The sequence below is a fragment of the Nocardia huaxiensis genome (assembly GCF_013744875.1).
GTDB classification, from domain to species: domain Bacteria; phylum Actinomycetota; class Actinomycetes; order Mycobacteriales; family Mycobacteriaceae; genus Nocardia; species Nocardia huaxiensis.
In genome coordinates, this window is the sequence record NZ_CP059399.1 from 571,171 (window position 1) to 586,345 (window position 15,175).

The 15,175-nt window shown below is 68.3% G+C and carries 10 protein-coding genes; 3 read left to right on the forward strand and 7 right to left on the reverse strand.

Annotated features, from left to right (window positions below; all coding sequences use genetic code 11):
* Nucleotides 1-16 precede the first annotated feature (16 nt).
* Complete coding sequence (locus H0264_RS02580) at nucleotides 17-922, forward strand: RNA polymerase sigma-70 factor (RefSeq protein WP_181582469.1); 906 nt, start codon at nucleotides 17-19, stop codon at nucleotides 920-922.
* 120 nt (nucleotides 923-1,042) lie between these two features.
* Here the strand turns inward: H0264_RS02580 and H0264_RS02585 are convergent, their stop codons facing one another.
* From H0264_RS02585 to H0264_RS02595, 3 genes are all read right to left on the reverse strand, one after another.
* Nucleotides 1,043-2,359, reverse strand: a complete 1,317-nt coding sequence (locus tag H0264_RS02585; RefSeq protein ID WP_181582470.1) for a class I SAM-dependent methyltransferase — start codon at nucleotides 2,357-2,359, stop codon at nucleotides 1,043-1,045.
* Nucleotides 2,356-3,786, reverse strand: a complete 1,431-nt coding sequence (locus tag H0264_RS02590; protein ID WP_181585241.1) for an FAD-binding oxidoreductase — start codon at nucleotides 3,784-3,786, stop codon at nucleotides 2,356-2,358. Before H0264_RS02590 ends, H0264_RS02585 begins: the two co-directional genes overlap by 4 nt.
* Before the next feature lie 234 nt (nucleotides 3,787-4,020).
* On the reverse strand, nucleotides 4,021-9,990 hold the full coding sequence (locus H0264_RS02595) for a WD40 domain-containing protein (protein ID WP_181582471.1): 5,970 nt from the start codon (nucleotides 9,988-9,990) through the stop codon (nucleotides 4,021-4,023).
* 418 nt (nucleotides 9,991-10,408) lie between these two features.
* Here H0264_RS02595 and H0264_RS02600 point away from each other — a divergent pair, with 418 nt between their 5' ends.
* Complete coding sequence (locus H0264_RS02600; RefSeq protein WP_220139937.1) at nucleotides 10,409-11,659, forward strand: ArsB/NhaD family transporter; 1,251 nt, start codon at nucleotides 10,409-10,411, stop codon at nucleotides 11,657-11,659.
* On the opposite strand, the gene H0264_RS02605 is transcribed toward H0264_RS02600, so the two are convergent.
* The gene (locus H0264_RS02605; RefSeq protein ID WP_181582472.1) at nucleotides 11,656-12,549 is read right to left on the reverse strand and encodes a hypothetical protein; all 894 of its coding nucleotides are present in this window, start codon (nucleotides 12,547-12,549) and stop codon (nucleotides 11,656-11,658) included. The two genes, H0264_RS02600 and H0264_RS02605, sit on opposite strands and share 4 nt — an antisense overlap.
* Before the next feature lie 99 nt (nucleotides 12,550-12,648).
* Nucleotides 12,649-13,314 (reverse strand): hypothetical protein, encoded by a 666-nt coding sequence (locus tag H0264_RS02610; RefSeq protein WP_181582473.1) that lies wholly within the window; start codon nucleotides 13,312-13,314, stop codon nucleotides 12,649-12,651.
* 125 nt (nucleotides 13,315-13,439) lie between these two features.
* Between H0264_RS02610 and H0264_RS02615 the strand changes: the two genes are divergently transcribed.
* The gene (locus H0264_RS02615) at nucleotides 13,440-13,874 is read left to right on the forward strand and encodes an SRPBCC family protein (protein WP_181585243.1); all 435 of its coding nucleotides are present in this window, start codon (nucleotides 13,440-13,442) and stop codon (nucleotides 13,872-13,874) included.
* A 10-nt stretch (nucleotides 13,875-13,884) separates the two neighbouring features.
* Here H0264_RS02615 and H0264_RS02620 read toward each other — a convergent pair whose 3' ends face one another.
* A complete protein-coding gene (locus H0264_RS02620) occupies nucleotides 13,885-14,238 on the reverse strand; it encodes a VOC family protein (protein WP_181582474.1) in 354 nt (117 codons plus the stop codon).
* 32 nt (nucleotides 14,239-14,270) lie between these two features.
* Nucleotides 14,271-15,086 carry a MerR family transcriptional regulator gene (locus H0264_RS02625; RefSeq protein ID WP_181582475.1) on the reverse strand — a complete coding sequence of 272 codons (816 nt, stop codon included), beginning with the start codon at nucleotides 15,084-15,086 and terminating at the stop codon, nucleotides 14,271-14,273.
* Nucleotides 15,087-15,175 lie beyond the last annotated feature (89 nt).

The following is a 15,175-nucleotide window of genomic DNA, read 5'->3' on the forward strand; positions in this document are numbered from 1 at the left end:
GAAAGACGGCAGTCCAGTGGACACCTCAGAGCACCCCACCGACCCGGCGACGGAGGTCTTCGTCGCCCATCGCAATCTGCTCTTCACCGTGGCCTACGAGATGCTCGGGTCCGCGGCCGACGCGGAGGACGTACTCCAGGAGACCTGGCTGCGCTGGGTCGAAGTGGACCTGTCGCAGGTGAACGACGCGCGCGCCTACCTGGTGCGGATCACGACCCGTCAGGCGCTGAACCGGCTGCGAACCATGAACCGGCGCAAGGAATCCTATGTCGGGCCCTGGCTGCCCGAACCCCTGCTCACCACTCCGGACGTGGCCGAGAACGTCGAGCTCGCCGAGAGCATGTCGATGGCTCTCATGCTGGTGCTCGAAACCCTGTCGCCGACCGAACGCGCCGTGTTCGTGCTGCGCGAGGTCTTCGACCTGAGTCATGACGAGATCGCCGCCGCGGTCGACAAGACCACGGCGGCCGTCCGCCAGATCGCGCACCGCGCCCGCAAACACGTCGACGCCCGCCGCCCCCGCGAGGTGGTGTCGCCGAGTCAGGCTCAGGCGGCGCTGGATTCGTTCATGCAGGCCATCGAGACCGGGAACCCGCAGGGCCTGCTCGACCTCCTCGCCCCGAACGTCGTGCTGATGGGCGACGGCGGCGGCATCAAACGCGCCTCGCTGCGGCCGATCAGCGGTTCGGACAAGGTCGTCCGCTTCATCCTCGGCGGCCTGCGCAAGGCCGGGGATGTCGCGATCACCATCGAGCAGACCGTGGTCAACGGCAATCCGGCGCTGCGGGTCAGCCTGGACGGCGAGTTCGACGGCGTCATGGCCTTCCGCTACGAGGACGAGCGCATCGCGGGCATCTACTACGTCCGCAATCCGGAGAAGCTCACCCGGGTGGACTCCGAAACCGCCCTCACTCTGGGCTGAACGAACGACGCCATCGTCATCCCGGCATGGGTTTGGCCGGGATCCACGAAAACCGTTGATGCGTCTACGGTGTGGATCCCGGCCAAAAGCGCGCCGGGATGACGGGGTGGAGGTTTCGTCCTACGGCTTCCACCAGGGCCGCAGCGGCACGGTCCACGCCTGGTCGGCGCCCAGCTTCACGCCCAGAACCTGGTGTAGCTGAACCACATTGCGTTCGAAGCCGAGCTGACAGCCGGCCATGTACAGGCCCCACACCTTGGCGGTGCCCTCGCCGACCTCCTCGACCGCGGCCTCCCAGTTCTTCACCAGGTTGTCGCACCATTCGGCGAGGGTGAGCGCGTAGTGGTAGCGCAGGTTCTCCTCGTGCATGACCTCGAGGCCCACGTTCTGGATCTCGGAGATGATGCGGCCCGAGCCCGCCAGCTCACCGTCGGGGAAGACGTAGCGATCGATGAAATCGCCTGCCTTGCTGGTGCTCTTGTTGTCCGGGCGGGTGATGGAGTGGTTGAGGAAGGTGCCGCCCACGCGTAGCTTCGATTTGATGAATTCGAAGTAGGCGGGGTAGTTGTGCACGCCGATGTGCTCGGTGAGGCCGATGGAGGAGACGGCGTCGAAGTCGCCCTCGGCGATATCGCGGTAGTCGGAGTGCCGGACCTCGGCGAGTTCGCTCAGACCCTCTTCTGCGATCTTGTTCTGTGCCCACTCGGCCTGTTCGGCGGACAGCGTCGCGCCGATCACCTTGACGCCGTGCCGGGCCGCGTAGCGCACCATTCCGCCCCAGCCGCAACCGATGTCGAGCAGCCGGTCGCCGGGCTTCAGGTTCAGCTTGTCGAAGACGAGCCGGTACTTGTTCTCCTGCGCCTGCTCCAGGGTCCAGTTCTCGTCCTCGTACGTCGCGCAGGTGTAGGTCATGGACGGGCCCAGTACGTACTCGTAGAAGGTGTTGGAGACGTCGTAGTGGTGGTGGATGGCCTCGGCGTCGCGGGTCTTGCTGTGCAGCAACCCTTCCAGGGCCATGCGCCGCCAGCGCGGCATGGCCTCCTGCGGCGGCGGCGCGACCGGCTTGAGCAGCTCCCAGCCCAGCGAGCGCGCGATGGTGACCAGCTGCAGGGCGGTCGGGCGGCGGAACTTCAAGCCCGCCATGGCCTTCAGCAGTTCGTACGGGTCACCCGGATGGACGCCGTGGGTGATCATGTCACCGGAGATGTAGGCGCGCGCCATGCCGAGATCGCCCGGGGCATTGGCGATGTAGTTGACGCCCCGTGGATGGATGATCTCCAGGCCGAATTCCGAGTCCTGCGGGCCGGTGCTGCTGCCGTCGTAAGCGGTGAAACGGATGGGCACCGGGCCGTCGATGAGGGTCTCGAAGATCTCGGCGATGTTGAGTTTGGTTCCGAGCTCCGCGAATACGTCGGAACGATCCTTGAATGTGGTCACTTGCGTTGCACCGCCTTCGAATACAGATCCAGTAAACGATGATCCGGGTCGTAGTGCTGCTTGAGTTGGGAATAGGTGTCTCCGCCGTAATAGAGCGCGGCGAATTCCTCCGGGGCGTAGTAGGAGTCGGAGTAGAGCGACTTGTGGCCGTCCAGTTCGGACACCTTGCGTTCGATGGCGCGATTGGCCAGGCCCTCGGGTTGCCCGGGGCTGGTCGGCACGGCCGACCAAAAGCCGACGTTCACGTAGGTCCGTTCCGGTTCGAGCGGGTACAGCGGCCAGGGGCGTTCGCCGCCGGTGTCGCGCAATCGCAACGGGCACAACCAGATCGGCTCGATGGGTATTTCACGCAGGAACCATTCGACGAAGTCGGCGGTGCGCTCGATCGGCACCTCGATGTCCTGCACGACACGCTCCCGCGGCGGATTGCCCTTCCGCGCCTCGATCTTGTCGCCGATGTCGTACTTGTGGTCGAGCGCGATGAGCTTCCAGTAGAAGCTGCTGCGCCGGTACTGCTTCGGCCAGAACCTGCGGATGTTCGGGTTCTGGGTTCCGAATGCCCGCGAGCACCAGAACCAATCGGTATCCCAGCGCCACAGATAGTCGTGGATGGTGAGCCGGTCGCGTTTGGGCGCCTGGTCGTCGTGCTGGATGGACCGGTAGAAGATGTCCATGCCGGTGTAGTCGCTGACCGGGCCGGGTTCGTCGGTCTGGCGGGCCACGGTCAGGTAGCTCTCGTCGGCGGTGAAGACCACGCCGTCGAGGTATTCGACCGGTTCGCCGTCCCAGGCGCGGTCGGCGATGATTCGCGCCATCGCCGCTTCCAGCTCCCGTAAATCATGAAACCGTATGTGGCGCAGGGCTACATACGGTTTCACGGGTTCGAGCTCGATCTTGATCCGAGTCGAATATCCCAGCGTGCCATAGGAGTTCGGGAAGCCCCGGAACAGATCGGCGTATTCGTTGTCCCGGGTGGCGGTGACGATCTCCCCGGCCCCGGTCAGGATGTCGATCTCCAGCACCGACTCGTGCGGCAGGCCGTTGCGGAAGGAGGTGGACTCGATGCCGAGCCCGGTCACCGCGCCGCCGAGGGTGATGGTCTTGAGCTGCGGCACCACCAGGGGCGCCAGGCCGTAGGGCAGGGTGGTGGCCACCAGGTCCTCGTAGGTGGTCATGCCCGCCACGTCGGCGGTCCGGGCCTGCGGATCCACCGCGATGACCCGCGTCAAGCCCGACACGTCGAGGCCGGGTGCGGTGCTCTTGGCGCGGGCCCGGAACAGATTGGAGGTCTTCTTGGCCAGTCGTACGTTCGCGTCTCGCGGGATTGCGCGGTAGGAGGCCAGGAGTCGATCGACCCCGGCCTGATGCGCGGCGAAACCTGATTCCTGTGCGGCCGGTGCGCGGCCGGCCTTCCCCAACAGACTCACTGCCACCCCCGAACGCTATCGCGCACTGGTCGGTACGGCCAGCAGGATAACTCCGGCGGGGCGGCTTTTCACGCACAGTTTCCATCCGGCTACACGGCCGTGACCTGCGCGGTTCGCGGCTATTCCCGGGACGCACCGTGACGATAGTTACGTTTGGTAACGATTTGGGTTGTGCTGTGCCGCTCCGTGATTCACCGCGCGGGCCCTCCGGAATTCACCGTGGCGATACCGGAATCAGAGCGGGACATCCGGCTCGATCCGCCGGAAATCGGGGAGGTAGGGGCTCAACTCGCCGATCTCGAACCGGCACATGCCGATCACATGCCAGAACTCCCCGGCCGCCGGGCCCTCGAACTTGAACCGGCCGTCCGCGGCCACCGCCGCCCAGCCGTCCCGCAGACCGAGCAGCGTGCCGCGCAGCGCCGGGGCCGTGCCGGCCTCGCCCAGCGACCACAGCATGATCGTGCCGTCGTTCGCGCCGCTCGCGAGCAATTTCCCGGCAGGATCGAAGGCCAGTGAACGCACCCGCTGCCGATGCCCCGGCAAGGTGTGCAGCAGGCGACCGGACCGGATGTCCCACAGCCGGATGACCAGATCGTCACCCGCGGTGGCGAGCATGCCCGTCCCCGACTCGACGGCCAGCGCCCACAGCATGCCCTGATGCAGGTCCAACTCCTGCAACTGCGTGCCCTGCTCCACATCCCAGATGCGGACCGTCGCGTCCAGGGACACGCTGGCCAGCAGGCCGCCGTGGAACGCCACCCCGTACACGCGGCCGGTGTGCCCGGTCAGGACGCGCAGCAGTTCCCCGGAACCCATGTCCCAGAGCCGGACGCAGGAATCGTCGCAGCCGGTGGCCATGCGCGACCCGTCGGCGTCGAAGGCGATCGAGCGCACCCGCCCGCGATGCGGCTGGCATTCCGCGTGCACGCCGCCCGTCTCACGGGTCCACACCGTGACGCTGTCGTCGTCGTTGGCGGTGGCGATGAACCGGGCCGCCGGGTCGTAGGCGATGGCCCACACCGGACCCCAGGTGACCGTGATGTGCCGTTCGTAGCGGCGGTCGGCCAGCCCGTACAGGCTCAGGCGGCCGTCGCTGCGGAGCGCGGCCAGCTGATCCGCCCGCACCGGATTGAACTGCGCGGAGGTGAAGGTGACCAACCGGTCGTCGCTACCGGCCAGCCGTTCCACCTGCCGTCCGGTCACCGGATCCCACCAGCGCACCGACCCGTCGTTGCTGCACGACGCCAGCAGTGAGCCGTCCGCGTTGAAGGACACCTCGCGCACGTGCCGCCCGTGCCCGGACAGCGTGTGCTGACACCAGCCCGTCGCCGGATCCCACACCCGCAGCGTGAATTCATCGTCGGTGACGGCCAATTGGGTGCCGTCGGGCCGGAAGGCGAAGGGCCACACCGATCCGGTGTGCCCGACCAGCGGATGCCGGGGCTCGGCGGTGCGGCCGTCGCGCAGCAGCACCAGGCCGGCGCTGTCGCCGGTGGCCAGCAGATCGCCATTGGGATCGAAGGTCACCCAGTGGATTGCGGCCGGGGCGTGCTTGTCGCACATGCGCACGTGCTCGCCGGTCTCGGTATTCCAGAGGTGCACAATGCCATTGGTGTCGCCGCTGGCCAGCAGTGGTTCGGTGGGATGGAAGGCCAGGGCGTACACGCGTCCGCCGTGACCCGGCAGGTTCAGTACCCGCTGTCCGGCGCTGTCCCACAGCCCGAGTGCGCCGTTCGCGCCGCTGACCGCCAGCCGGGTGCCCGCCGGATTCCAGGCGACGCGGTAGACCTCGTCCGCGCCGCCCGCGAAATGCCCTGTCTCCCTGGCCGAATACAGGTCCCACAGCCGGACCGCACCGTCCTGGTAGGCCGCCGCCAGCCGCTGGCGGCCGTGGAAGGAGATGCTGGAGATCTTGCGCGCGCGGCCGTCCGGCGGCGGGAATTCGCGCAGCAGCTGCCCGTCCGGGAGCCGGCGCAGGCGCAGCACGCCGTCGGCGTCACCGGTGGCCAGCAGGCTGCCGGTGCCGTTCACCTCCAGCGGCCACGGCCACTGGGTGTGCCCGGACAGCATGCGGCGCAGTTCGCCGGTCGCCGCGTCCCAGATGCCGACGGTGCCGTCGGCGGAACCGGTGACCAGGACGCGATCGGTGTAGGCGACGGCGAAGGCCCGATCCCGGTGTCCCTGCAGCATTCTCAGCTGGCGGCCGGTGTCCGCGCCGTAGATCATGACGCCGCCGTCGTCGCTGCCGATGGCGATGGTGCCGCCGTCCGGGCTGTAGGCGAGCGGGCGGGGGAGCCGGCCGCGCTGGGTGTCGACGCCGTGCCGGACGCCGGTCGACGCGGCCGCGTACTCGGTGAGGACCGGGGTGCCGGGGACCCGGGCCGCACCGAAAAGGTCGGTGCCCGTGGGTCTTCCGATCACCTCGAGCAGGGCGGCGCGGGTCCAGCGGCTGCCGTCGGCGCGGGAGCCGGTCAGGTTGGTGCGGGCCAGGCGCGCGCCGGTGAGGTCGGCGCGGGTCAGGTCGGCGTCGACGAGCGTGGCCTGGTCGAGCCGGACCCGGCGCACCCGCGCCTCGATCAGGACCGCTCGTTCCAGGTCGGCGTCGATCAGCTGGGCGTCGGTGAGGTCCGCGCCGGTGAGGTCCGCGCCCACCAGGACGGCCCGATCCAGTTGTGCGCCGGTCAGATTCGCGCCGCGCAGCACGGCGTCGCTGAGCGTGGCCCGGGTCAGGTGGGCGTCGGACAGATCGGCGTCGGTGAGATCAGCGCCCGCCAGCGAGGTGCGTTCGAGCCGGGTGCCCACCAGGGTCGCGCCGGTGAGGTTCGCGCCGTCGAGGGTGGCGCCGGTCAGCCGGGCTCCGGTGAGATTGGCCCCGCTGAGATCGACGCGCGCCAGATTCCGGTACGACAGGTCCTCACCGGCCAGTTCCTCGCCACGCAGATCCAGGCCCGGCGCGGTGCGCAGGCGGGCCGCCACCCGGCCCGCGTTGATGCGCGAGTTGTCGTCGGGATCGGCGGCGGACAGGGTGCGATCCACCCAGGCGCGCAAGACCTGGCCGTCGGCGCAGTCGCAGAGGAACTGCACGCCGAGCGGGGACAGCTGGGCCTGCGACAGCGGCGGCGGCGCATCCACACCCACCGCGAACTGGCTCGCGACATGGTTGGTCACCAGCCATTCGGTCACCGACGGGTGGATGAACCCGAACAGATTGTTCTCGGTGCGCACCAGCAGGCTGCGCGAGCCGATCGCGTGCGCGTGCTGCGCCACAGTGAACCGGGTGCCGCTGATCTGCTCGGCCACCCCGCCCGCCAGGTCGGTGAGATCGCTCAGTTGCAGGTACGGGGTGCCCGCCGCCCACACGCGCAGCGCGAAAGAGGTGACACCCCACCACAGTTCGCGCAGCTGGGCTTCGGCGGTCGAACCCGGCTCGCGTGGCGCCCGCTCGGCCTCATAGGTCAGCCAGGCGGTGAGGATCGCGCGGTACAGGGTGGTCGGCCCGGTCACCTGCTGTGCGCCCGCACTGCGCAGCCGGCGTTCGTCGAGTTCGGCGATGAAGCTGAGCATGCGCGGATTGCCGGCCAGCTCCAGCAGATCCGGGATGCCGGTGAGCAACTGCATGCGGGCGTCGGCGGCCTGTTCGTCACCGCCGTGCCGGTTCACCAGGAACTGGCGGATCTGATCCTCGGTGAAGTACTCGATGCTGAGCACGGTCCGATCCTCGAGGATGCCGACCCGATCCCCCAGCATCTCGAACACCTGGGTGCGGGATTCGAAATGCTGTGTGCGCCCGGCGACCACGACCTTCGCCCGGCCGATGGCGGCCTGCAGCAGGATCTCCAGAAACGCGCTCGCATTGTCGTAGCTGACCCGGCCGAGCAGTTCGTCGAAGCCGTCGAACAGCAGCACCACCCGGCCCTGCTCGAGCATGAAGCGCAGGGCGCGCAGATTGATCTCGTCCTCGCCGTGGTTCGCGAGATGCGTTGCGACGAGCGAGAATACCGACTCCATCCGATCCATCGAGCGCAGATCGATCAGTATGGGGACCAGCGTGGGTTCGGACTCGTGGATGCGTCGCGCCAGCTCGTGCAGGGCGAAGGTCTTCCCGCGGCCGAAATCGCCGAGCAGCAGCACGAATCGGCCGTGGTCGGGGTCCGACACGAGGTTCAGCAGTTCGGCGACCAGATCGTCGCGGATCTCCTGGCTGCCTCGCTCCACGGTCCGGAACCGTTGCGGCACATACAGATCGGGTGGGTAGCGCGGATCCTCCCGCAACCGCTCGAGCTGCCCGGCGAGATAGTCGCGCAGATCGAGCAGACCTTGGAAGCCGGTGTAGCTGCGGATCCGGATGCCGTTCACGCCGGCCCGGGCCACCACGGCCCGCGATGCGGAACCGTCGCGATACACCAGCTCGGATCCGGGTTCCGGTTTCTGCGCACGGAATTCGTCCACCAGCTGCTCGGTCACGTCGCCGTGCCGCACGCCGATGCGCCACTGGTCGAGCACCTGATCACGCTGCTGTTTGATCAGCACGTACGGCGGCCGGGCGGCGGCGATCCGGACGATCGTCGCCTCGGGGTACCGCACCTCGCAGACCTGCGCGACATCCTCCAGCAGTTGTCGATCCGGGGATACGCCCACCTGGTCGCCGGGGGTGCGGGAGCCGCCGGCGCCATCGGGCCGCACCGTGTCGGCCGCGCGCAGAGCGCCCGCGCTTCTCCTCCACTCCTGTTCCAGCACAGCGGGTTCGGCACTGTCGGCGCAGGAGTGGCGCGCGAGCCCGGCGGTGGTCAGGTGAATGATCTCGGCGAGCCCGGGACCGGCGGCGGGCAGATCGGGCAGACCGTTCCCCAGCCGCCCGGTGTACCAGCCCACCGGGCCGGGACCGTGGATCAGCAGGTGCAGCCGGTCGCCCAGTCCGGCGGTGAGCGCCTGGCCGTCGTGCAGGGCCGTCGGATCACCCGGTTTGGTCAGCGGGTCGTGGCGGATCAGGCCCAGCCGCAGCCACTCCCGCTCCTCGTAGCCGCGCAGCTGGTTCTCGAACCAGAGCGCCTGGCCGTCGCCGATCAACCCGTAGTCGGTGTCCGGCAGATGCGTGGCCGCCATGGTGGAGTTCAATCCGGCCACGACCACCCGCAACTCCGGAATCGGGAACAGGCTCCACAGTCGATCGTGATCGAACCGCGGCTGATCCAGTCCGCGGTACAGCTCGTCGAACAGCCGCCGGTACCGGTCCAGCTTCTCCGCGTACGGCCACTGCGGCGGGATCTCGTCCGCCTCACAGCGCATGAAGTAGGCCGCACAGGCCTTCTTCGACACATCGTGATTGCCCGGCACGATCAGCAGCCGATCCGGCCACACATTCAGCCGCACCCGCAGCCCGATGAGAAACGCTGCCGCACTGGCGAACTCGGTCGGACTGCCCGAATCTGTGATATCGCCGCTGACCACGATCAGATCCGGCGTCGGCACTCCTCTTCCGACCCGCGCCGCGACCCCGGACAGAATGTGCTCCCGCAGCGCGTCCGCCTCACCCGGACTGTCCGCCCGCAAGAGGCCGTGCCCGAACCGCGGCCCCGCCACGTGCAGAATCGACAGCCCCGTCCGCGGCCCGTCGACGGCCACGCCGGGCGGAAACGGCGGGGCCGAGGCCGGATACCGCAGGTGTGCTTGTGGCCCAGTCTGATCGGCGGGGCCGCCACCGAACCCGAGACCTTGACCGGAACCGAAGGTCGGCCCGAATCCCGGGCCGGGTGCGGCGCCGAATCCGGTGCCGGATTCCGCGACGGAATCGGACAGGCGCCGAGCGGCGAGCGCGAGCACGGCCTCGCGCGCCTCCCCGGCGGAGCGGACCTGCGCGAGATCCAGCACCTCCACCGCATCCGGCAGCCCGGAGAGCGCACTCTCGTCGACCCGCACCACCACCAGCTTCGCCGGATCGTGCTCGATGATCGTCTGCCACTCCACCGCGCTCCCCGGCGCGGACAGATACCGCGCGGACAACACCACGATCACCGCCCGGCACTCCCGCACACCGTGCAGGACGAAGTCCCCGAAGTGCTGCCCCACCGGCAGATCCCAAGCCTGCAACCTGGTCCGATACCCAGCCGCCGACTCCTCGAGCTCCCAAGCCAGCCACGCGGCCCAGCCCTCGTCGGCCGGTGCGTAACTGATATGAAAATGCAGCTGGTCTCCCCTCACCACCCCGCCAGTATCGCTCGAGCGTATGACGGGTGCGCACAAACGAATTGATCACGAATGCGTAGCCCGGACCGCCCGCGTCACCATTCCGTCATGCGATCCGCCGGCCCCCGGAGTGCGCTCGGCCGCCGTCCTGGCGCGCGAGCCCCGTCATCCCGCCGCTGGCCGCCGTCGTCCCGGCAACCGAGCCGCCGTCATCCTTGGCAACCGAGCCGCCGTCATCCCCGCAACCGCCCCACCGTCATCCCGGCATGCTTTTGGCCGGGATCCGCCACCCCCCGCACCTGCCCTGACAGGGTGGATTCCGGCCAAAAATGCGCCGGAATGACGGGGCTGGGGACGCTTGAACGTCCGGATTCGCTGGAGGATCCGCCGGAGCATCCGCCGCGCTGCGCTGCGGGACGGGTGCGATCATTGCGGAGTGTCCGCAGAGCCAGACTCCGATGCGCGCGGTCCGCTGTCCGGCGCCCGGCCGCCGTCACGATGGCGGCTGAGCACACTGGATACGGTGCGGCTGGCCCTGCTGGCCGCCGGATTGATCTGTGTGGCAACCGGATTGCTGCCGCGGGACGAGGCGGCGGACAATATGCGGCGGATCGGGCCGCTGCTGTTGTTCCTGGGCAGTGTCATCGTGCTGGCGCAGTTGGCGCGGCGGGCGCAGGTGTTCGATGTGATCGCGCATCGGCTGGCGATCATCGGGCGCGGGAACTATGTGGCGTTGTTCCTGCTGTGCGTGTTGTTCGCGACGGTGACGACCACGGTGTTGAATCTGGACACCACGGCGGTGCTGTTGACGCCGGTGATGTTGGCATTGGCGGTGCCCGCGCGGATTCCGCCGCTGCCGCTGGCCATGACCACGCTGTGGCTGGCGAATACGGCGAGTCTGCTGTTGCCCGTGTCGAATCTGACGAACCTGCTGGCGGCTGATCGGGTGGCGCTGGACGCCACCGGATTCGCGGCGAGAATGTGGCTGCCGCAGCTGCTTTCGGTGGCGGCGACCATGCTGTGCCTGTGGATTTGGTACTGGCGGCGGGGGCTGCGCGGCGAGGATCGCTATCTGCCGCCGGAGCCGGTGCGGCCCGCGAATGTGCGTGAGCGGGTGCTGCTGTACACCACGGGTGGGGCATGCCTGCTGTTCGTGCTGGCCATTCCGGTGGTGGGGGATGCGATCGAGGTCGCGGCGACGGCAGCCGCCGCCATCGCGGTGCTCGCGTTCGCCGTGTTCGACCGAAAAGCCCTGCGCTGGTCGCTGATTCCCTGGCAGCTGCTGGTCTTCGTGGTCGGGTTGTTCCTGGTTGTGCCGACGCTGAGCCGATTCGGGCTCGCGGCGGTGATGCAGGCGCTGATCGGCGCGGATTCCGGGGCGGCGGGTGCGTTCCGGGCGGCGGCGGCCGGCGCCGGACTGTCCAATGTGGTCAACAATCTGCCCGCCTACACGGCCGGCGAAGCCGTTGTGCCGCACGGGAATCACACACAGTTGCTGGCCCTGCTGATCGGTACGAACGTCGGCCCGATCGTGACCCCGTGGGCCTCGCTGGCCACCCTGCTGTGCCTGGAGTTCTGCCGCACCCACGACGTGCGCGTACCCATGCGGCGGTTCGTGCTCACCGGCCTGGCGCTCGCCGTCCTCGCCACCGTGGCCTCGGTGGGTGGTCTGCTGCTCATCGCTTAGGCGCGATTGCGGCCTTCCAGTGCGCTGGTGATGATCTCGGCGATATCCCGGGGCGAGTAGGAGGCCGGCATCGGAATGCCCAGGTGCCCGAACAGCCGCGTCACATCGTCGGGCGTCGGGACGGTGTTGAGGCGTAGCGTGCCGTCGTCGGTGGGTGAAAGCCGGTGCGCCTGTTCGAAACTCGTGAGCAGTTCCCGGTTGTAGTCGCGGTAGTGCGGCTTGTCGCGGGTGAACTTCAGCGCGGGCGTGGTCGGATTGCGGGGATTGAGGATCACGCAGCTGGACGACAGATCCCAGCGCAGGGTGCTCACCGTCGACGACAGCGCCACCTCGATGCTCAGGAACGCGGACTGCTTGCGATACCAGTAGATGGCCAGAATGGTGGCGAGGGTCTCGCGCCGCACGCGATCGGCGGTCCACGTCACCCGCGCCGCGTCGCCGGGCGACTGCAGCGACGCCCGATACTGCGCGTCCGCCTCGCACAATTGCTCGTCGCGCGGATCGATGAGCTCCACCTGCACGCGAATCGGCCGCTGATCCACGCGCGCCCGCTCCAGCAGGCTCGGCAGCGTCACCGCGCGCAGATAGGTGCCGATCCCGCTCTTGCACGCCCACTGATCGGTGTCGCGCCGCGCTTCGGTGTGCGCCTCGCCGATCTCCGGCCCGTACAGCATCTTCACCGCGGCGGTGTTCTGGATCGCCTTGGTGGTCAGGTGCCGGTCGCGCAGCAGGGCCAGCGCGAGCAGGCCCAGCACCGACAGCGTCACGCCCCCGACATGCTCGTTCATGTCGAAGGCGTCCAGCACCGCGAGCACGCCGACCACCGGTGCGAGCACCAGGATCACCAGGCCGTCGACATTCAGCCGCAGCCAGTTCAGCCATCGGTTCATGCGCCGCTCCCTCCCCGCACAGTTTCCCGCAGGATAAGCGGTCGGCCGAGCCCGCAGAACCCATTTCCACGGGCTCGCACCGGGACCGCGCGTGGCGTGTCAGTACGGCCGGTTCGGCGGCGGATACCCCTGCGGCTGGGCATAACCCGGCTGCCCGCCGTACTGCGGCTGGGGATAACCGGGTTGCGGCTGCGGCGCGTACCCGGGCGGGCCACCGTACGCGGGCGCGGGTGCCCCGTAGGCGGGCACAGGCGCACCGTACTGCGGCTGACCCTGTGGCGCACCGTACGGCGGCTGCCCCGGATTGCCCTGCGGCGCACCGTAGTTCGGCTGCTGCCCGTACGGCGCGGCAGGCTGTCCGGGCTGCGGGTACTGCGGCATCGGCGGGTGGTAACCCGACGGGCCGTTGCCGCCCGAAGGACCGCCGCCCGCCGGCCCGTTGCCCGAGGACCCGTTCCGCTTGAACAGACCGGCCTCACGCGCGAGCAGCACGCCGCCGCCGATGGCCATGATCGTGCCGATGCCGAACAGGAACCAGTGCAGGTTGCTGTCGCTTTCCTTCTGCTCCTCGTAGGTGCGCGTGGTGGTCTTCCCCTTGCGGGTGGTCTGGCACGTGTCGCCCGGGTGCATTTCGCGGCTGCCACAGGTGACCTTGCCGCTCTTCGAGTCGTTGAGTGAGACGAAGCCACCGAAGATCATGCCGATCCCGAGGACGATGGCGAGGATGTAGGACGCCACAGTCTTGACGCGGCGCAGGCTATGCATATCGGGCAATCCCCTTGAAACGGATAGAGCAGACAAATCCAGCCGTGCTGGATTGCGGCGTAGCATAACCGGGCGGCAAGAGGGTACACAGCCGGGCAATCCGTGCAATCAATAAGGAGCACATGGTGGGACAGGTCAGCGCCTCCAGTTCGATCGTCGTGACGGCCGATCCGAAGCGGACTCTCGACGCGATCGCGGACTACGAGACGGTGCGCCCGCGCATCCTCTCCTCGCACTACCGTGACTACAAGCTCGTCGACGGCGGCAAGGGCGCCGGCACCGTCGTCGAGTGGACGCTGCAGGCCACCGAGAAGCGCCAGCGCAATGTCCGCGCCACCATCTCCGTCTCCGATTCCATGGTGACCGAACGGGATTCGAACTCCTCCATGGTCACCACCTGGACGGTCACCCCGTCCGGCACCGGCTCCCTGGTCACCGTGCGCACCAGCTGGAAGGGCGCGGGCGGCATCGGCGGCATCTTCGAGGGCATCTTCGCGCCCCTCGGCCTCAAGAAGATCCAGGCCGAGGTGCTGGAGAACCTGAAGAAGGAACTGGCGTAATACTCCGGGCCTAGTGGCCGACGGCCACGTCGAACAGATTGCCCTCCGGATCGGCCAGCGTCGCCCACTGGATGCCGAACTCGTCGAAATCGCCGATGTGCTTGGCACCCAGGGCAACCGCGCGGTCGATCTGGGCGGGCAGATCGTCGGCCACCAGATCCAGGTGCACGACGTTCTTGCCCGGATTCTTGTCCGGAACCTGAAGGAACATGAGAGTCGGGCTGTGTCCCGCCTCGGTGCCGACGGTGGCGAAATGCTCGTTGGCGTCCTTGTCGACGGTGAGATCCAGCAGCTGGGCGTAGAACCCCGCCAGCTCGGCGGCATTGCGGCAATCGAAGGTGATATTGGCGAGTTTGACGGCCATGACGGTGCGTTCCTTGTCTTGTCGGTGCTGGATCAGACGATGGGCCAGCAGATTTCGGTGAGGTACTCGCCCGGGTCGGCGTCGCCGGGTCCGTTCAGGTACAGCTCGCGAATGGGTTCGGCGAGCGCGGTGTCGTGTTCGGCGACATGGCTGCCCAATGCGCCGTAGGTGACATCCATATCGGTGAAAGGCCCGCGGTGCTGCGCGACCGCGAACCGCCGCGCGGGCAGCCGGATGAGATCCAGCCCCTCGGCGGATTCGAATGCGGCGCGATCGGATTCGGCGAGGGGCACGAACGCCACCACCTCGCCCTCGCGCTCCTCGTAGAAGGCGTTCCCGTAGGTGGCCCCGCCCGGTCCGGTGGGCGCGACCCCGGCCTGCTCGAGCGCCTCGTACAACGCCGGGAAGCTGGTGTCGCACCACTCCGAGATGACGTCCCACGCAACGACATCGGTAATGGTGACAGCGAAAAGCTCAGGTACTGACCGGTATTCGACCTCCAGCCCGGTGGGCGTAGTGGTGAGCAGCGACCGCAGCGACGCCACCACGTCCCGCGTCCGCAACAGCTCGGCCTCCATCCGTTCCAGATGCGCCCGCAACGCCTCGTCCCGGCTCGCCCGATCCGGCGCGGCCAGCACGGCCCGAATCTCCGGCAGCGGCATGTTCAGATCCCGCAGCCGCCGGATCAGATGCGCCTGCTCCACCTGATCCGTCGAATACCGCCGATACCCCGAACCCGGATCCACATCGGCCGGTTCCAACAGTTCGATCTCGTGGTAGTACCGCAGCGTCTTCACGCTGAGCAGGCTGAGCCGGGAGAACTCCCCGATCGGCACGATCGCTGTCATGCCCTAAGCGAACACCCTCCAGTGAGGGGAGAGTCAACTCTCGCGGTGCGCGTCGCCGACTAGGCTGGTGGCAATCACGTCCCCGCAGA